Source organism: Tessaracoccus terricola (genome assembly GCF_054776555.1).
This window is the reverse complement of sequence record NZ_BAAHBS010000001.1, coordinates 15,721-33,680: the sequence shown is the minus strand read 5'-3', so window position 1 is coordinate 33,680 and position 17,960 is coordinate 15,721. Positions and strand designations below refer to the sequence as shown.

Sequence of the window (17,960 nt, the reverse complement as noted above, 5' to 3'; positions counted from 1 at the left end):
CTCCCACGGCCTGCCGGGACCTAACTGTGGTTCCTGTGTCGGTGAAGCATCCAAAACGCCACACTCAGGCGTACCGTCCCTCGGTCGTTGCGCCCCCAATTTCCTCGAGGTGAGAGCATCAGCGAGCCCCGTAAGGCCACGGGCTTGACCTTGAGCGCACTCCAGATTGTTTGCTGCTCTTATGACTGTCCTACTTCTCGTTCCGTTCGTGCTCGCTGCCGTCGCTCAGGTGCTTGCCCTGATTGTCCTGCCCGGTGAGGGCCGCGACCATGGCCTCAGTACTGCCATCGCGGCGATCCCCACGCTGCTCTACGCCCTGGCCGCGGTGGCGTGCGGGGCCGCCGTCGCCGTCGCCGCCCATTCCCAGTTCAGCAGCGGGGGAGCCAGGGCCGGTTGGAGGGTGGCGCTGGCTGTGGTGGCGGCCGTGCTGGTCTGCGCGGGACCTCTGCTGTGGGGGAGGGCGATAGGTGAGTTCCACCTGTCCCACCACCTGGTGCGGGCCGGGCTCATGGTGCTGGCGCTCGTGCTGTACTGCTGGCATGTCTCTCTCAATCGGTGAAGTGGTGGCCCGGTCCGGGCTCAGCCATGACACCCTGCGCTACTACGAGCGGGAGGGGTTGCTTCCCGCCACCGAGCGCAGCGTCTCAGGACACCGTCGGTACCCGGAGTCTGTCGTGGACCAGATCCAGGTGATCGCGTCGCTGCGGGCGGTCGGGTTCTCGCTCGCGCAGGTGCGCACCGTGCTGGCTGTGAAGGACGGCACCGGGACGTACCGGGCGCGTGTGGACGCCATGCGTGAGGCCATCACTTCACTGGAGAGTTCCCTGGACGACAAGGAGCGGGCTCTGCAGGAGGCACGGGGACACCTGCAGTCCTGGCGTGAAGAACTCGATGCCGGTGAGCCTTGGCCTGATGAGCCGATCCGGAGCTGACGAGGCCCTCAGAGGCTCACTGACGCTCGCACCCCAGGGGGGGATTGGGCCGGGGTCAGGAGGACTGGGTGCGGCCGTGGAAGATGTCGATCAGCACCCGGGTGCCCAGCACGAAGGCGATGAACAGCATCGTCAGACCGAGGAACGGCCACAGCGCCAGGTTGGGTAGGAAGGCGGGGCCGCCGTCGGCCTGCAGCAGCATGACACCGCCGATGCCTGCTGCGGAGGCGATCAGGCTCGTGCTCACCTGCTGCACCAGGCCGGTGACGAAGCTGCGCTCGGTCTCGCCGCCCATGGTGCGGACGTTGACCACGAGGGAGCCGTCCTCGAGTTGCTCGGTGATGCGGGAGATGCGACGGGGCAGCCGCTGGATCAGGGGCACCAGGGTGGCGAGCTGGTTCTCCAGCGTGGCACGGACGGCCTCCGGGCTCGCGTGGGCCTCCATCAGGGCTGCACCGTGCCGTCGCGCCAGGGACACCAGGTCCGCGTCCGGGTCCAGCAGGGCGAGCGAGCCCTCCAGTGCCGCCAGCGCTCGGAAGGCCGCGGCGAGCTGCGGCGGGACGGAGAAGCCGTGGTCCAGCACCAGGGCCATCAACTGCAGGAAAACGTCCCCGGTGCCGCCGGGGCCGACGCCGTCGCCGAACCGCAGGATCAGTTGCCCGACCTGGCGTTCGAGGAGGCGGTCGTCGAGGTCATCGGGGCGGTCGAGGAGGTCGATGAGGGCGTCGGTGGCTGCGATGGCGTCCTCGCGGTCGATGGCCAGCAGCACCATGCCGAGGGAGGTGCGCGAGTTCTTGTCCAGCCGTCCCACGGAGCCGAAGTCCAGCAGGGCCAGGCCCGAGTCGGTGATGAAGATGTTGCCGGGGTGGAGGTCCGCGTGGAAGACGCCGGTGACCAACAGTTGCTTCAGGACGGCTCGGAACAGGTCGTCGGCCAGTTCCCGACGGCGCTCGCCCGGCATGGCGTGCAGCGGCTCACCGGCCCTCGACAGCGGCTGCCCGTCGAGCTTCTCCATCACGAGCACCTGGCTGGAAGAGATCTCGGGGTGCGTGGCAGGGACGCGGACCGCCCCGTCCGCGGCCCCGACGGCGCGCGTGTTGGCCAGCTCGGTGCGGTAGTCCAGCTCCTCCTCCAGGGAGGCCTTGAAACCGGCAGCCAGCGCCGCCACCCCGATCCGCCGCCCCCACGCCGTGCGCTCCTCCAGGCGTGCGGCGAGCCGGGTGACGATGTCCAGGTCAGCAGTGGCCTGCAGCCGGGCGCGGGGCCGCTGCACCTTGACCACCACCTCGGTGCCGTCCAGCAGCGTCGCGGCGTGGATCTGCGCCACCGACGCCGCGGCCAGAGGGGTCTCGTCGACGTGCGCGAACACCTCCGGAAGGGGTCGACCGAGGGAGTCGGCGATGATGGGCTCGATCGTCGACCACGGCTCCGCCTCCACCTCGCTCTGCAGCTTCGACAGCTCGGCGACGAACGGGGCCGGCAGCAGGTCCGGGCGGGTGGAGAGCATCTGGCCCAGCTTCACGAACGTCACGCCGGCGCGCGTGAACGCCTTGCGCAGCGACGACGCCAACCGCGGGACGTCCGGGTCACGGGACTTGGCGGGACCGAGGTAGGTGACCAGGCCGTGCCGAACGGTGATCCACCACAGCGTGACGTAGCGGCGTAGCCGTCGCAGCATCGCGGGGAACTCGGTGACGACGGTGGTGAGGCTCGGCACCGAACGGGTCGGGAGCACCGCCTCGAGGACGGTGAGCACCACCAGCTGAACGGTGATGGCCCACGCGGCCAGCACCAGGGTGAGCAACGTCACCGGGATGGGCATGGTCGTTGGGTCGGCGCCCGTGGCGTCGAACACGGTGCGCACCGCGGGGAAGGCCATCGCGTTGACCAGCAGGCCGATCAGCACCGTCCGGCCCCATCCGACGGGGACGCCCAGCAGGCGCCGGGACAGCACGAGCAGGACGCCGACGTTGAACGCGGTTCCGAGCAGGGCGATGAGCATGGAGCCTCCTCGGCACAGTCTGGCACGCGGACCTGTCAGAACCGCGGTTTCCAGCACCTCGAGCACCTAGTGTGGAAGCAGTTGACAAGGTTGGAAGGAGACCAGCATGACTGAGCAGCCGGACACCGAGGACACCCGCCACCACCCGGAGGAGCCCGCCGAGGGCGCCGTCGATCCGGGCGGCGAGACTCCCGAGCGGGAGCACCCCCAGGACCCTGCCGAGGGGGCCGACCCCGACGCCTGAGCAACCGAGGGCTTGACTGTCCGAGCTCTCGGTTGCACCGACGTCGTCCCCACAAGTGGCTGCAACCCGGGACCTGGCACTTGGAGTCCCGGGTTGCACCGACTCGCACTGGGGCAGGGGGTTGCGGGCCAGTACCCTTGGGGCACGCCAGCACCCGAGGGGGACCGATGATCGAACACCTCGCCGTCCGACTGCGCGGCACCGTTGCCGCCCACGCCGACCGCACCGCCACCCGCATCCGCCGCGACGACGCCTGGCAGACGCAAACCTTCGCCGAGTTCGGCAACAAGGTCGACGAGGTGGCCCAGGGCCTGCTGGACCTCGGCATCGAGCCCGGGGACCGCGTCGGGCTGTTCGCCGGCAACTGCCCCGAGTGGTCCGAGATCGACTTCGGCTCCCTCACCGCCCGCGCCGTCCCGGTGCCGCTGTATGCCACGTCCACCCCGGAGCAGGTCCGTCACATCGCCGCCGACTCGGACGTGCGCGTCATGTTCGTCGGCGGCCGCTCCGAGGCCGAGCGCCTCCTGCAGGTCACCGACCTACTGCCCGCCCTGGAGCGGATCGTGGTCATCGAGCCGTGGGAGGGCATGCCCGAGGCCGTCGTCGCCTACGACGACTTCCGCACCACCCCGGACTCCGGCGCCATCTCCGCGCGCCTCACCGAGGCCCGCGGCGAGGACCTCGCCTCCATCATCTACACCTCCGGCACCACCGGCGACCCCAAGGGCGTCATGCTGGAGCACCAGGCGCTCCTCAAGCAGAAGGAGGCGGTCGAGGCACTGTTCCCGTTCGGCCCGGAAGACCACTCCCTGGCATTCCTGCCGCTCTCGCACGCGCTGGAGCGGGCCTGGACAACCGTGGTGCTGCTCAAGGGCTGCATGAACACCTACGTGGCCAACGCCCGCACCGTCGCCGAGCAGATGGTGCTCGCCAAGCCGACGCTGATGGTGAGCGTCCCCAAGCTGTACGAGACGGTGTTCGCGACGGCGCACGCGAAGGTGGCGTCGTCGTCGCTGAAGCGGCGGATCTTCTCGTGGGCGCTGCGGGTGGGCGCGAAGAACCAGCACGCCTACCGGCAGGGCCGCACCCCGGCGCCCTGGTGGCGGGCGCAACTCCCGCTGGCCGACAAGCTGGTGCTGGGCAACGTCCGCGACGCCCTCGGCGGCCCGAAAACGGTCCTGGCCTGCGGGGGAGCGCCCATCCGCAAGGAGATCGAGGAGTTCTTCTCCGCCGTCGGCCTGCCCGTCTACACCGGCTACGGCCTCACCGAGGCGTCGCCGCTGGTCAGCTTCAACTCGCCCGACGGCTTCAAGATCGGCACGGCAGGCCGCGTGATGAAGGGCTCCGAGCTGAAGATCGGCGAGTACGGCGAGATCCTCTACCGCGGACCCAACGTCATGGCCGGCTACTGGCGCAACCAGGAGGCCACCGACGAGGCCATCGTCGACGGCTGGCTCCACACCGGTGACGCCGGCTACGTCGACACCGACGGCTACCTCGTGATCACCGACCGCATCAAGGACATCATCGTCACGCTGGGCGGCAAGAACGTCGCACCGCAGCCCATCGAGGGCATGATCCTGGCCGATCCGCTGTTCGAGCACGCCGTACTGCTCGGCGACAACCGGCCCTTCATCACCCTGCTGGTCAAGCCGTCGCTGCCGCAGGTGGAGGAGCTCGCCCGGGTGGGGCAGTGGCCGGGCGAGGTGGCCGACTGGCTCAAGAGCGGCGAACTGCTCGACGAGTTGCGCAGGCGGGTCGAGGCCCTCACCGAGCACCTGCCCACACAGGACCGCCCCAAGGAGACCGCCGTCATGGACGAGGAGCTGACCATGGAGAACGGCATGCTCACGCCCACGCTGAAGGTCCGCCGTCGGCAGGTGGAGGAGAAGTTCCGCGCCGCCATCGAGGAGATGTACACGCGGCTGGAACGCCTCCGCAAGGGGGAGTAGGTGGCGGGCCGCAAGGAGAAGTGGTGGTCGCAGTGGCCAGTGGCGATCCTCGTCGGCCTCGGCGCCCTGTCCATGGTGATGACCGGCGTGCTGCCGCTGCTGGTCTACGCGCTGCTGGCCGGCCCCGGGAACCTCTCGGCCGGCACTGACCTGGCCCCCGAGTCCGGTCCCGGCGTCGGGATCCGGATCCTCTACGTGGCGCTCAGCCTGGTGTTCCTGGCGGTGCCCGGGTTCGTCATCTGGTCCGCCCGACGGCGCCTGCTCGGCTTCCTGCTGCTCGGGCTGATCGCCGCCTTCCTGGTGATGTGCTGGGGGCTGGCGATGCTGGGCATCCTCTGACGCCCGAGGGCCCCGCTTTGTTTTGGACCCGCCTGCGGGCACGATTGCAGGCATGGGTTTGATGGATTTCCTGGGCAAGAAGCTGCCGGGCCTCAGCGTCGACGACGCCATGCTGGCACTGAGCCGGGGAGCCGTGCTGGTCGACGTGCGCCCCAAGCGCGAGTACGAGGCCGGCCACGCCCCGGGCGCCCGCCCCGTCGACCCGAAGGAACTCCAGGCAGACCACGTCACCGCCATCTTCGGCGACGACCCCCTGGCCGAGCACGACGCCGCCATCATCGTCATCTGCGACAACGGGCTGCGCTCGTCGGTGGCCGCCGCCCAGCTGCGTGAGAAGGGCGTCCTCGCCGAGTGCATCGCCGGCGGGCTGATCGCCTGGTCCAAGGATGGCAACCCGGTGATCCCGGGCCCGTACCGGAGGCGACGGTGAACTGGCTGCGCGCCGGCGTCGTCGGGGCCGCCGTCGTCGGGTTGGGGGCACTGGCCGCCGACTACCTGCGCGGTCGCCGCACCGTGAACCGCCACGTCGACGAGTACGCCACCCACTGGGGCAACCGCGCCGCCGAGCACCCCGCCGACGTGCTGCACTACGTCGCGTTGGGGGACTCGGCCGCACAGGGTGTGGGCGCCTCCAGCGTCGACAAGAGCTACGTCGGGCTGCTCGCCGCCCGGCTCTCGGAGGCCACCGGCCGACCCGTGGCCGTCACCAACCTGTCGGTGTCCGGGGCCGTCAGCGCCGACGTCGTCCGTGACCAGCTGGACACCTTCCGTGCCCTGCCGTTCACCCCCGACGTCGTCACCATGGACATCGGGGCCAACGACGTGATCTTCCCCCACAGCAACCTCGAGAAGTTCACCGACTCCCTGGCCACCATCCTGTCCACCGTGCCGCGCGGCAGCTTCATCGCCGACGTCCCCTGGGTGATGATCCCGGGCATGGACCGGCAGTCGGTGGCGATGGCCGCGAAGGCCGCCGAGTTGATCGCCGAGCGCGGCCACCACCTCGTCGAGCTGCACAAGCCCTCGCGGCAGCTGGGCTACTTCCGCTACCACCGCTCCACCGCCAAGGACTGGTTCCACCCCAACGACAAGGGCTACGCCGCCTGGGCCGACGCGTTCTGGGACGCGATCGAGGCCTCCGGCGTGCTGGCCGAGCTGACGCCGTCGCGCTGAGGGCACCGCGGCCGGCCGCGAGAGCCGTCGCGTCGTCGCCCCGGCCGGCCCAGGCGTCGCCGCCCCGGCGCCGCTCCCGGGCCGCCTGACCCGACTCGCCGACTGAAATCGCCGGAAGGGTGGCCCGCCACCTCGCCGTCGATTCTGGTCGGCGGTTCGGGGCGTGGGACGCCCCTGTGAGAGGGTTGCCAACGACATTTGGTGCGCCTACACTCAAACCATCGAAGCGTTTCGATCTCACCCCACCGACGACGGAGTCACACATGGCCAGGACCGACGATGCCCCCGCGGGCGCGGCACCTTCGCCCCGCCTGCACCCGGGCATCTGGTTCGGCGGTGACTACAACCCCGAGCAGTGGAGCACCACCGTCCTGGACGAGGACGACGAGTTGATGCGGCGGGCGCACGTGAACACCGCGACGGTGGGCGTGTTCTCCTGGTCCTCGCTGGAGCCGACGCCGGAGGAGTACCGCTTCGAATGGCTCGACGCCGCCCTGGACCGGCTGCACCGCAACGGAGTGCGCGTGGTGCTGGCCACCCCGACGGCGTCGCCGCCGCCCTGGTTCTCCCGGCTGCACCCCGACGGCCTGCCCGTCCGCGACGACGGCGTGCGGCTCAGCCACGGCAGCCGCGACACCTACAACCCCGCCGCCCCGTCCTACCGCGAGGCCGCCCGACGCATCACCCGCAAGCTCGCCGAGCGCTACGGCAGCCACCCCGCCGTCGTGCTGTGGCACCTCCACAACGAGTACGGCACCGTCTCCCACGGGCCCGAGACCGACGCCGCGTTCCGGGAGTGGTTGCGGAGCCGGTACGGCACCCTGGAGCGGCTGAACCACACGTGGAACACCGCGTTCTGGTCCCAGGGGTACTCGGACTGGCGCGACGTCCGCGCCCTGCCCGCCACGCAGTACCTGCCCAACCCGTCCCAGGTGCTGGACTTCAAGCGCTTCTCCGCGGAAGTCATCCGGGACTGCCTCCGGGAACAGGTGGCGATCGTCCGCGAGCACAGCGCCATTCCCACCACCACCAACTTCATGCTGCCCACCTGGAACCACTACGACCAGTGGGCGCTGGCCGCCGAGATCGACGTCGTGTCCATCGACCACTACCTCGACGACGCCGGCCCGGCCGGGGAGACCCACGTCGCGTTCGCGGCGGACTTGGCGCGCTCGTTCAACGGGGGCCGGCCGTGGCTGCTGATGGAGCAGTCCACCAGCCTCGTCTACGACTACGACGGCGGCCGGATGCTGGTCAAGGAACCCGGCCGGATCCGTCGCAACACCTACCAGTACCTCGCCCGCGGTGCGATGGGCTCACTGTTCTTCCAGTGGCGCGCGCCCCTGACCGGCGCCGAGTTCTTCCACTCCGCGATGGTCCCCCACAGCGGCCCGGACAGCCGCCTCTTCCGGGAACTCGCGGCGCTCGGCGAGGAACTCTCCCGGCTCGGTGAGCTGGCCGAGCCTCCCGCGACGGGCCGCGTGAACGACGCCCGGGTGGCAGTCGTCTGGAGCGCGGACGCCTGGTGGGCCGCAGACACCCCTGCCATGCCGTCGGCCGACGTGCGGTTCCTGCCGGCCGTCCGCTCCGTCCACACCGCGCTCTGGGGCCTGGGTCACCTCTGCGACGTCGTGGCCCCGGACGCGGACCTCACGGCCTACGACGCCGTCCTCGTCCCCAGCCTGCTGCCGGTCAGCGACGCGCAGGCCGCGCGCTTCGACGCCTTCGTCTCCGCCGGCGGCCACCTGGCCGTGTGGGGCTTCGCCGGCTCCACCGACGAACACCTCCGCGTCCGCATCGGCAGCTTCTCGGGAGCCTTCGCCGATCTTCTGGGCGTCCACGTCGAGGAACTCGTCCCGCTCCCGGACGGCGACGGCGTCGCGCTCTCCGACGGCACCCGCGCGCACTCCTGGACCGAGAGGCTGCACCTGCGCGGCGCCGAGGCCGTCGCCACCCACACCGCCGAAGCCCACCCCGTCATCGGCGAGGGCGCCCCGGCCATCACCCGCAACCAGCACGGCGCGGGCGTCGCCCACTACCTGTCCGCCCGGCCGGACGCGGACTCCCTGGCCCGGCACCTGTCCCGGATCCTCGCCGAGGCCGACGTGGCACCCACCAACCCGGAGGTGTCCGACGGGCTCGAGGTGGTGCGCCGCCGCGCCGGTGCGCACACCTACCTGTTCGCGCTCAACCACGGCCGCGAGCCCCGAGCCGTGCGCGCCACCGGCACCGAACTGCTGACCGGGGAACGCGTCGGGGAAGAACTCGTCGTCACCGTGGGGGACGTGCGGATCGTCCGCGAGGAGAGCCCGGCATGACCCGGCTGCACCACCGCCGGGCCTCGCGCACCTGGCTGGACCGGTTCCCGCTCGGCAACGGCCGCATCGGCGCCATGGTGGGCGCCGCCGGCGGTGCGCTGCGCATCGGGCTGAACGAGTCGACGGTGTGGTCCGGCGGGCCGGAGTCCCAGACCCGTGACCTCGTGGCCGACGAGGTGGCGGCCGCCGCGCTGGCCCGGGCCGAGGCGCTCTTCGACGCCGGGGACCCGGTGGCGGCCGAGGCGGCCCTGCAGCCCCTGCAACACAGTTGGGCGCAGACCTTCCTGCCGGTGGGCGAACTGGTGGTGGAACTGGGCGACGACGTCGACGAGGTGGAGCGCACCCTCGACCTCGCCGCGGCGCTCCACACCACGCTGCAGCGAGGCGCGGCCCGCACCTGCACCTCCCGCACCGCCACGCTGCGCGAGGCCGACCTCCTGCTGCACGAGACCCGACTCGGGCCGCGCCCGGGCGGGGTGCGGATCCGGTTCGAGACCCCGCTGCGCGTCCGGGAGGCCACCACCGACGCCGCGGGCCTCACCCGCGTGCTGGACGTGCCCGCCGACGCCGCCCCCGCCCACGAACCCACGCAGCCCGCCCGCACCTGGGAGGTTCCGGGCGTCACCACCCTGGCCGTGGCAGTGGCGCTGCGCATCCACCACGACGGCCGCGCCCGCGTCGTCGACGACGGCATCGAGGTGCTGGACGCCACCCACCTGCGGCTGGTGCTGGCCGTGGAGACGAACTTCGAGCGCGTCGGCGCCGCTCCCCGCCCGGTGGCGGCCGCGGTGGCCCGCGCCGCCGAACGTGCGGCGCTCGCCCTCCCGGGGGACGCGCTGGACCTGCACGCCGCGGCCGAGCGGACCGCGAGCGGCGCCGTCGTGCTGGCCACGCCGTCGTCGGTGGCGGAGGTGGAACCGGAGTGGCTGGTGGCCCGGGGCGAGGTGGCCGCGCTGCTGCCGGTGCTGTTCGAACACGGCCGCTACCTGTTGCGGGCGGCGTCGCGGCCCGGGCTGCCCCCGGCCAACCTGCAGGGCCTGTGGAACGCGGAACTGCAACCGCCGTGGTCCTCGAACTACACCCTCAACATCAACACCCCCATGAACTACTGGGGAGCCGAACCCACCGGCACGGGCGACGCGCACCGGGCTCTGCTGGAACTGCTCGAGGGCCTGGTCGAGCGCGGCCGCGACGCCGCCCGTCGCCTCTACGGTGCCGGCGGCTGGGTTGCCCACCACAACTCGGACCCGTGGGCCCACCCGTGGCCCACGAGGGGTGACGCGTCGTGGGCGATCTGGCCCATGGGCGGCGCCTGGCTGGTGCGGCAGTTCGACGAGCACCGCCGCTTCGGCTCGATGACACCCACCACCCTCGCCCGGTTCTGGCCGGTTGCGCGGGGAGCCGCGGAGTTCCTGCTGGACTTCGCCACCCGACCCGACGGGACCGTGGCCACGTTCCCGTCCACGTCGCCGGAGAACCACTACCGCGTCGGCGACGCCGCCGCCGCGCTGACCCGCTCCAGCGCGCTGGACATGGCGCTGCTGCGCGAGGTGCTCGAACTGGTCGCCGAACTCGCCACGGCGGTGGGTGAACCCGCCGACCCGGTGGCCGCCCGCTGCCGCGAGCTCCTCCCGCGCGTGCCCGCGCCCGCCCGCACGCGGGAGGGAACCGTGCTGGAGTGGGGCAGCGACGTCGCCGCCGTCGACCCGCAGCACCGCCACGTCTCCCACCTGTTCGGCTGGTTCCCGGGCAGCAGCGGCGACGACGGGGACCACGACGCGGTGCGGCGCACCCTCGACGAGCGCGGCGACGACTCCACCGGCTGGTCGCTGGCGTGGAAGCTGGGGCTCGCGGCCCGGCTGCGCGACGTCGAACGCGTCGAACGGTTGCTGCCGTTGGCGGTCCGGGTCGCCGACGAGGGCTTCGGCCAGCGCGGCGGGCTGTACCCGAACCTGTTCGCCGCCCACCCGCCGTTCCAGGTGGACGGCAACCTGGGCCTGCTCGGGGCCGTGTGCGAACTGCTCGTGCAGAGCCACCGACCGGGCCGCATCGACCTGTTGCCCACCCTTCCCGCCGCCCTCGCCACGGGAAGCGTCACCGGCCTCGTCGCCCGACCCGGCATCGTCGTCGACCTCGACTGGACCGCCGGCACCCTCAACCGGGCCGTCCTGACCGCCCGCACCCCTGCCGCAGCCGGGGGCATCGAGCTGACCACACCGCACCGTCGCGCCCTGGTGGAGGTGCCCCACGGGGCGCCCCTGGTGCTCGACGGCGCCCTGCGAACCATCCCCGGACCCTGACCGACCAACGAAAAGGAACAGCCCCGCATGAGCACCGGCAACCCCGACTTCCGAGACCACGGCCTCGTCTTCCCGCCCGGGTTCGTCCTCGGCTCCGCCACCGCCGCCTTCCAGATCGAGGGCGCCGCGCGCGAGGATGGTCGCGGCCCCTCCATCTGGGACACCTTCAGCCACACCCCGGGCAAGGTCTGGAACGGCGACACCGGCGACGTGGCCTGCGAACACTACCACCGCGTCGAGGCGGACCTGGACCTGATGGCGGACCTCGGTCTCGAGGCGTACCGGTTCTCCATCGCCTGGCCCCGCATCCAGCCCACCGGCCGGGGTCCCGTCAACCAGAAGGGGCTCGACTTCTACCGACGCCTCGTCGACGCCCTCCTCGCCCGCGGCATCAAGCCCGTCGCCACGCTCTACCACTGGGACCTGCCGCAGGCCCTCGAGGACGAGGGCGGCTGGGCGGTGCGCCCCACGGCCGAGGCGTTCGCCGACTACGCCACCGTCATGGGCACCGCCCTTGGTGACCGCGTCGACACCTGGACCACCCTCAACGAGCCCTGGTGCTCGGCCTACCTCGGCTACGGCCAGGGCGGGCACGCGCCCGGTCGCACCGAACCGGCGGCGGCACTCGCGGCCGTCCACCACCTCAACCTCGCCCACGGCCTCGGGGTGCAGGCGCTGCGGGCCGCCAGCACGGGTGACCCGGACTACTCCGTGACCCTCAACTTCCATGCCCTGCGCGACGGCGGCGACCCCACCGGCGAGGCCCGCCGCCGCATCGACGCCCTCGCCAACCGGGCCTTCACCCACCCGATGCTGCTCGGCTCCTACCCCGAGGACCTGCTGGCCGACACCGCCGCCGTCACCGACTGGTCCTTCGTGCGTGAAGGCGACCTCGCCGTCGTCAACCAGCCGATCGACGTGCTGGGCGTCAACTACTACTCCACGGCGACGGTGCGCCTCTGGGACGGCAACTCCCCGCGCCAGGCCAACGACGGGCACAAGGCCTCCGCCGGCACCGCCTGGCCGGGCAGCGACGACGTGGTGGAGTTCGTTGAGCAGCCCGGCCCCCACACCGCCATGGGCTGGAACATCGCCCCCGAGGCGCTGGAGGAACTGCTGCTGTCCCTGCACGAGGAGTTCCCTGAGCAGCCGCTGATGGTGACGGAGAACGGGGCCGCGTTCGACGACGTCGTGCTCGCCGACGGCAGCATCGCCGACGTGGACCGCACCGACTACCTGCGCCGCCACTTCACCGCAGCCCACCGCGCAATCGAGGCCGGCGTGGACCTGCGCGGCTACTTCGTGTGGTCGCTGCTGGACAACTTCGAGTGGGGCTTCGGCTACGCCAAGCGGTTCGGCATCGTCCGGGTGGACTTCGACACCCTCGAGCGCACCCCCAAGAACAGTGCCCTGTGGTACCGCGAGTTCATCGCGTCCCGCACCCTGCCCGACGTGCCTGGGGCGGACGGCTCGCGCGCCCGGGACGTCGACGAGTCCGGTGAGGACGTCGCGCCGGTGGCGGCCGCGAGCTGATTTCGTCCGGCCGCGGGCGCTCGGGTAGAGTTGGCAGTCGGTCGGCAACAGCCGGCCACGCCCTCCTGCCGCGGGAACCGCCCGTGGCCGTTAGTCCGAAGGAGGTTGGGCTGCGCATGCGCAAGTACGAAGTCATGATCCTCATCGACTCAGATGTGGATGAGCGACAGGTTCCCACCGTCGTCGACAAGCACCTGGAAACCATCACCAAGGGTGGCGGAACGGTCGACAACATCGACATCTGGGGTCGCCGTCGTCTCGCTTACGACATCAACAAGAAGTCCGAAGCCCTCTACGCCGTGGTCCAGCTCACCGCTGAGCCCGCCGTCGTCAAGGAGATGGATCGTCTCCTGGGTATCGACGAGAAGATCGTCCGGACCAAGGTTCTCCGTCTCGAGGACTGAGTTTTCCACAGCGATCCGTCGCCGGTGACGACTCGGGGTCCGAAACTCCCAGAGTGTGGTTACCAGCTACCGCGGTTGCCTGTCAGGGCAACCCACTAGGATCGAAAGACCAAACACTCGGAAGGCAAGACATGGCAGGCGAAACCCAAATCACGCTGATCGGCAACCTCACCGCCGATCCCGAATTGCGCTTCACCCCCAACGGTGCGGCAGTCGCGAACTTCACGGTCGCGTCGACGCCCCGCAACTTCGACCGTCAGACCAATGAATGGAAAGACGGCGAGGCCATGTTCATCAACTGCTCGGTATGGCGCCAGTACGCCGAGAACGTTGCCGAGACCCTCTCCAAGGGGTCCCGCGTCATCGTCCAGGGGCGTCTGAAGGCACGCAGCTACGAGACCCGTGAGGGCGAGAAGCGCACCGTGTTCGAGGTTGACGTCGAAGAGGTTGGTCCCGCACTGCGTTACGCAACGGCCAAGGTCACCCGCACCAGCGGTGGTGGCGGTGGCGGTGGCGGCAACTGGCAGGGCAACCAGAACCAGGGCTCGCAGGGCCAGGGCAACAACTCCGGATCGCAGGACCCGTGGGGCAGCAGCGGCGGCAACGCCGGCGGCAACCGCGGTGGCAACGATCCGTGGGCCCAATCCAATGCCGAAGAGCCCCCGTTCTGATCCACAGCTACAACTGGCCGAACTCGGCCAGCTGGCACATTCCGTCGAAAGACGGGCTTCCAGGGCCTGACCAGGCCCAGCACACAAGGAGAGCACCACAATGGCCGGTCCACAGCGCAAGCCTGTGAACAAGAAGAAGATCATGCCGGTGAAGACGACTCGCGTCGCCAACATCGACTACAAGGACACCAACACGCTGAAGCGGTTCATCTCGGAGCGCGGCAAGATCCGCGCCCGTCGAGTGACCGGTCTGTCCGTCCAGGACCAGCGCAAGGTTGCCCTCGCCGTCAAGAACGCCCGCGAGGTGGCTCTGCTGCCCTACGCCTCGACCGCTCGCTGACAAGGAGACGAACTCATGAAGCTCATCCTCACCAGCACCGTTGACAAGCTCGGCATCGCCGGCGACGTCGTCGAGGTCAAGGACGGCTACGGCCGCAACTTCCTGCTGCCCCAGTCCAAGGCAATCCGTTGGACCAAGGGCAACGAGAAGCAGATCGAGGGCATCAAGCGCGCTCGTGACGCCCGCGAGATCCGTGGCGTCGAGCACGCCGCCGAGATCCGGACCCAGCTCGAGGAGCTGTCCGTCTCGGTCCCCGCGAAGGTTTCCGACAAGGGTCACCTGTTCGGCTCCGTCACCGCCGCTGCACTCGTGCAGGCAGTGAAGAAGGCCGGCGGCCCCTCGCTGGACAAGCGCACCGTCAGCTTCACCAAGCCGGTCAAGTCCCTCGGGGCCCACATCGCAGAGGTCAAGCTGCACCAGGGCGTCACCGCTCACGTCCCGTTCGAGGTCGTCGAGGGCTGATCGCACAGCACCTGCAAGGAACCCCCACCGTCCGCGGTGGGGGTTCTTTCGTTTCCTTCCCACATCGCCTTGAGGTGCGAGCGGCAGCGAGCCTCGAAGGGCACCGCAGGCTCCCCTCCTCAGCCCAACCGACCGTCCAGTTCGTCCACCAGCTTCTTCGGCGCGGTCATCCGGTAGGAGTCGTCCACCCACTCGGCGAGCTCGTCCCAGTCGGTCTCGTCGTCGAGGTCGAAGCCGAGCCAACCGAACGGCCCGATGTAGCCGGGCACCCAGCAGAATGGCAGGCCCTGCGCGGAGAGACGCTCGTCCTCGGAGAGCAGGAGGCACACGGCCTGCGGGTGCTGCACCCACTCGCCGTCCACCTTGTGGCTCATCCCGTAGTAGGCGAACACCTTCTTGGTGTAGAACACCGGCCGGCCGTGGGCGATCTTCTCCTGGGCTCCGGGGAACGAGAACGCCAGCTCGCGGAACCGGTGCAGGAACGGGTCGTCCTCGCTGAACATGATCGGGTGTGCCATCGCCATCACTCCCGCTGCGGGGGCAGGGTGTAGAACTCGAGCGCGATGTCGTCGGGCCCCCGGAACGAGATCAACCGACCCTTCAGCCCTTCCGCCACCGGTGAGCGCGTCACCCCGAGCTCGTCGAGCCGGGCACCCCAGGCCTCGAGCTCGGCGTCGGTGACGGCGAAGCTGAGGTGGTCCAGACCCACGCGCCGCTCGTCGAAGCTCCCGGAGGTGGCGGTCCCGTGGTTGATGAAGGTGACCATCATGGGTCCGCGCTTGCTCAGGGCCTTGGGCAGGCCGTTGTGCTCCAGGCGTGTGAGCAGCCGGAACCCCAGGACACGCTCGAACCAGCCGGCGGCGGCGTCGACGTCGGTGACGGTCATCGTGACGTGGTGGATGCCGTGGATCTCGGGTTCCGTCATGGTCAGAATCCTACGTACCGGTGCGGCATGCTGGTGCCCATGACGCGAATCGAATGGGCAGCAGGCACTTGGACCACGCCACCGGTATCGGCCTCCGAGGACGGATCCGCGCTGGTGGTGGAGGCGGCCGAGGGCAGCGACGCGTGGCGCCACACCAGCTATGGCTTCGTGCACGATTCCGAGCACGCGCTGCTGGTCCCGTTCGAGCAGGACAGCGCCATGGAGGTCGAGATCGCGGTGGACTTCGCCGAACAGTTCGACCAGGCCGGCATCTTCCTGCGCCAGGACGAGGAGCACTGGGTCAAGGCCGGGGTCGAGTTCGCCGACGGACTCTTGCAGGCCGGGGCCGTGGTGACTTGGCCGCGCTCCGACTGGTCGGTGGCGCCCGTCCCGGACTGGAACGGCCACCGGGTCACGGTCCGGGCGTCGCGCGCCGGCGACGCCGTCACCATCCGCGCCCGCCGCGACGACGAGCCGTGGCAGTTCCTGCGGGTCATCCCCGTGCCGGAGACCGCCGAGCTCAGCGCTGGTCCCCTGGCGTGTGCGCCCACCCGTGCCGGGCTGCGCGTCCGGTTCCTGGGCTGGCGCCTCACCACGCCCGACTCCTCCCTCCACTAGGAGATCCCGATGACCCGAATCCCCATCCCGGTGGTCCTCGACGTGGACACCGGAGTCGACGACGCCCTCGCCCTGGCGCTCGCCGTCCGCCACTCCGCCCTGGACGTGAGGGCGGTCACCTGCGTGGCCGGCAACGCGTCCCTGGAACAGGTGGTGGACAACACCCTCGCCGTCCTCGCGCTCGCCGGTGCCGGACCCGTCCCGGTGGCCGCCGGGATGACCGCACCGCTGGTGGAACCGGCCCGCTCCGCCGGGCACGTGCACGGCTCGAACGGCCTGGCCGGGCTCACGCTGCCGCCGCACGGCCGCGAGCCGGAGCCGGTGCACGCCGTCGAACTCCTGCGCCGTGTCCTCGAGGAGGCCGACGAGCCGGTGACGGTGATCGCGCTCGCACCCCTGACCAACATCGCGGTCCTGCTGCGGATGTACCCGCACGTGGCCGGCCGGATCGCCGGGATCACGATGATGGGTGGCGCAATCTTCGTCGGCAACGCCACACCGTCGGCCGAGTTCAACGTGTGGCACGACCCAGAGGCCGCCGAGATCGTCCTCGGCAGTGGCATCCCCGTGACCATGTACGGGCTGGAGCCGTTCCGACGCGTCACCTGCGGCCCGGGCGACGTCGCCGCACTCCGCAGCGCCGGCGACCCCCTGCGCCGCGCCGCCGGGGAGCTGCTCGCCCACCTCGACACGGTCACCGGTGAGGACGGCGACGGCGGCCGCGTCGTCGGCATCGGGGACGCCGGGGCGGTGTGTGCCGTGATCGATCCCGACGGCGTCACCACGCGCCACGCACCCGTGTCAGTGGCACTGGCGCCGGGCATCACCCGGGGCCGCACCGTCGTGGACCTGCGCACCAGCACCGACACCGCCCGACCCACCCCGGACCACGACGGACCCGTCCGGGTGGTCACCGACGTGGACGGCGCCCGCTACCGCAGGCTCTTCCTCGAAGCCCTGGCCTGACGGGGCAGCGCGGGTAGGGTCGAGCCATGAGAGTCATCATCATCGGTGGACATGGAAAGGTGGCCCTGTTGGCCGCCCCGCTCCTGGTGGGGGTGGGGCACAAGGTGACGTCGGTGATCAGGTCCGAGGACCAGGTGGCCGACGTCGAGGCCACCGGTGCGACGGCGCTGGTGGCTGACATCGAGCAGCTCGGCCGGGACGCCATCGGTGAGATCCTGCGCGGCCACGACGCCGTGGTCTGGTCCGCCGGTGCCGGCGGCGGCAACCCGCAGCGCACCTACGCTGTCGACCGGGACGCCGCAATCCGCACCATCGACGCCGCCGAGGCCGCGGGCGCCACCCGATTCATCATGGTCTCCTACGCCGGCGCCGGCCGCGACGACGTCCCCGAGGACAGCTCGTTCCGCCCCTACGCGGAGGCCAAGGCCGAGGCCGACGAGCACCTGCGCAAGTCCGGGCTGGTGTGGACCATCCTCGGCCCGGGCCTGCTCACCCTCGAGGACGCCACGAACCACATCGAGTTCGGACCGCACGTCACCGGTGGCGAGACCTCGCGTGCGAACGTGGCGCAGATGATCCTCGACACCGTCGGCCGCACTGACGTCGCCGGAGCCAAGATCGACTTCCGCGACGGCAACGTCGCCATCGACGAGGCCATCGAGATGGTGGCGCGCGAACTGGCCGGGGACCCGGTCTCCCACGTGCGCGAGGGGTTCCCGGAGCCGTTCCCCGAGCCGCCCGTCCCCGACGACCTCACCGGCCGCTGAACCTCGGACCTGGC

20 protein-coding genes are annotated in these 17,960 nt (G+C 70.8%); 17 read left to right on the top strand and 3 right to left on the bottom strand.

Annotated elements, in window-relative coordinates; all coding sequences use genetic code 11:
* The first annotated feature begins 181 nt into the window (after positions 1-181).
* Both ACYU7G_RS00195 and ACYU7G_RS00190 read left to right on the top strand, forming a co-directional pair.
* Complete coding sequence (locus ACYU7G_RS00195) at positions 182-559, top strand: hypothetical protein (protein WP_461103531.1); 378 nt, start codon at positions 182-184, stop codon at positions 557-559.
* Positions 540-932 (top strand): MerR family transcriptional regulator, encoded by a 393-nt coding sequence (locus ACYU7G_RS00190; RefSeq protein ID WP_461103529.1) that lies wholly within the window; start codon positions 540-542, stop codon positions 930-932. The genes ACYU7G_RS00195 and ACYU7G_RS00190 overlap by 20 nt, the downstream gene beginning before the upstream one ends.
* A 55-nt stretch (positions 933-987) precedes the next feature.
* On the opposite strand, the gene ACYU7G_RS00185 is transcribed toward ACYU7G_RS00190, so the two are convergent.
* Positions 988-2,934: an ABC1 kinase family protein gene (locus tag ACYU7G_RS00185; protein WP_461103527.1), complete on the bottom strand. Its 1,947-nt coding sequence runs from the start codon at positions 2,932-2,934 to the stop codon at positions 988-990.
* Between the two features lie 106 nt (positions 2,935-3,040).
* Between ACYU7G_RS00185 and ACYU7G_RS00180 the strand changes: the two genes are divergently transcribed.
* The 12 genes from ACYU7G_RS00180 to rplI all read left to right on the top strand — a co-directional run bounded on the left by ACYU7G_RS00180 (position 3,041) and on the right by rplI (position 14,670).
* Positions 3,041-3,178 (top strand): hypothetical protein, encoded by a 138-nt coding sequence (locus ACYU7G_RS00180; RefSeq protein WP_461103525.1) that lies wholly within the window; start codon positions 3,041-3,043, stop codon positions 3,176-3,178.
* A 167-nt stretch (positions 3,179-3,345) separates the two neighbouring features.
* Positions 3,346-5,130: an AMP-dependent synthetase/ligase gene (locus ACYU7G_RS00175; protein WP_461103523.1), complete on the top strand. Its 1,785-nt coding sequence runs from the start codon at positions 3,346-3,348 to the stop codon at positions 5,128-5,130.
* Positions 5,131-5,469 carry a hypothetical protein gene (locus ACYU7G_RS00170; protein WP_461103521.1) on the top strand — a complete coding sequence of 113 codons (339 nt, stop codon included), beginning with the start codon at positions 5,131-5,133 and terminating at the stop codon, positions 5,467-5,469.
* A gap of 52 nt (positions 5,470-5,521) precedes the next feature.
* Entirely contained in the window at positions 5,522-5,899 is a 378-nt protein-coding gene (locus ACYU7G_RS00165) for a rhodanese-like domain-containing protein (protein ID WP_461103519.1), read from the top strand.
* Entirely contained in the window at positions 5,896-6,642 is a 747-nt protein-coding gene (locus tag ACYU7G_RS00160; RefSeq protein ID WP_461103517.1) for an SGNH/GDSL hydrolase family protein, read from the top strand. The genes ACYU7G_RS00165 and ACYU7G_RS00160 overlap by 4 nt, the downstream gene beginning before the upstream one ends.
* Before the next feature lie 263 nt (positions 6,643-6,905).
* Positions 6,906-8,960: a beta-galactosidase gene (locus tag ACYU7G_RS00155; protein ID WP_461103515.1), complete on the top strand. Its 2,055-nt coding sequence runs from the start codon at positions 6,906-6,908 to the stop codon at positions 8,958-8,960.
* Positions 8,957-11,260 (top strand): glycosyl hydrolase family 95 catalytic domain-containing protein, encoded by a 2,304-nt coding sequence (locus ACYU7G_RS00150; protein ID WP_461103513.1) that lies wholly within the window; start codon positions 8,957-8,959, stop codon positions 11,258-11,260. Before ACYU7G_RS00155 ends, ACYU7G_RS00150 begins: the two co-directional genes overlap by 4 nt.
* A 27-nt stretch (positions 11,261-11,287) precedes the next feature.
* Positions 11,288-12,793, top strand: coding sequence for a GH1 family beta-glucosidase (locus tag ACYU7G_RS00145; RefSeq protein WP_461103511.1), 1,506 nt, complete (start codon positions 11,288-11,290; stop codon positions 12,791-12,793).
* Positions 12,794-12,909: 116 nt separating this feature from the next.
* Positions 12,910-13,197 (top strand): 30S ribosomal protein S6, encoded by a 288-nt coding sequence (gene rpsF, locus ACYU7G_RS00140; protein ID WP_461103509.1) that lies wholly within the window; start codon positions 12,910-12,912, stop codon positions 13,195-13,197.
* A 131-nt stretch (positions 13,198-13,328) separates the two neighbouring features.
* On the top strand, positions 13,329-13,868 hold the full coding sequence (locus tag ACYU7G_RS00135; RefSeq protein ID WP_461103507.1) for a single-stranded DNA-binding protein: 540 nt from the start codon (positions 13,329-13,331) through the stop codon (positions 13,866-13,868).
* A gap of 100 nt (positions 13,869-13,968) precedes the next feature.
* Positions 13,969-14,208 (top strand): 30S ribosomal protein S18, encoded by a 240-nt coding sequence (rpsR, locus tag ACYU7G_RS00130; protein ID WP_143938129.1) that lies wholly within the window; start codon positions 13,969-13,971, stop codon positions 14,206-14,208.
* A 15-nt stretch (positions 14,209-14,223) separates the two neighbouring features.
* A complete protein-coding gene (gene rplI / locus ACYU7G_RS00125; RefSeq protein ID WP_461103505.1) occupies positions 14,224-14,670 on the top strand; it encodes a 50S ribosomal protein L9 in 447 nt (148 codons plus the stop codon).
* A 119-nt stretch (positions 14,671-14,789) separates the two neighbouring features.
* Here the strand turns inward: rplI and ACYU7G_RS00120 are convergent, their stop codons facing one another.
* Both ACYU7G_RS00120 and ACYU7G_RS00115 read right to left on the bottom strand, forming a co-directional pair.
* Positions 14,790-15,188 carry an MmcQ/YjbR family DNA-binding protein gene (locus ACYU7G_RS00120; RefSeq protein ID WP_461103503.1) on the bottom strand — a complete coding sequence of 133 codons (399 nt, stop codon included), beginning with the start codon at positions 15,186-15,188 and terminating at the stop codon, positions 14,790-14,792.
* A gap of 5 nt (positions 15,189-15,193) precedes the next feature.
* Entirely contained in the window at positions 15,194-15,595 is a 402-nt protein-coding gene (locus tag ACYU7G_RS00115) for a VOC family protein (RefSeq protein ID WP_461103501.1), read from the bottom strand.
* A 39-nt stretch (positions 15,596-15,634) separates the two neighbouring features.
* Here ACYU7G_RS00115 and ACYU7G_RS00110 point away from each other — a divergent pair, with 39 nt between their 5' ends.
* The 3 genes from ACYU7G_RS00110 to ACYU7G_RS00100 are packed head-to-tail and all read left to right on the top strand — an operon-like array spanning position 15,635 to position 17,946.
* Complete coding sequence (locus ACYU7G_RS00110) at positions 15,635-16,213, top strand: DUF1349 domain-containing protein (protein ID WP_461103499.1); 579 nt, start codon at positions 15,635-15,637, stop codon at positions 16,211-16,213.
* 9 nt (positions 16,214-16,222) lie between these two features.
* Positions 16,223-17,179: a nucleoside hydrolase gene (locus ACYU7G_RS00105; protein WP_461103497.1), complete on the top strand. Its 957-nt coding sequence runs from the start codon at positions 16,223-16,225 to the stop codon at positions 17,177-17,179.
* 26 nt (positions 17,180-17,205) lie between these two features.
* Positions 17,206-17,946 carry an SDR family oxidoreductase gene (locus ACYU7G_RS00100; protein WP_461103495.1) on the top strand — a complete coding sequence of 247 codons (741 nt, stop codon included), beginning with the start codon at positions 17,206-17,208 and terminating at the stop codon, positions 17,944-17,946.
* Positions 17,947-17,960: the final 14 nt, after the last annotated feature.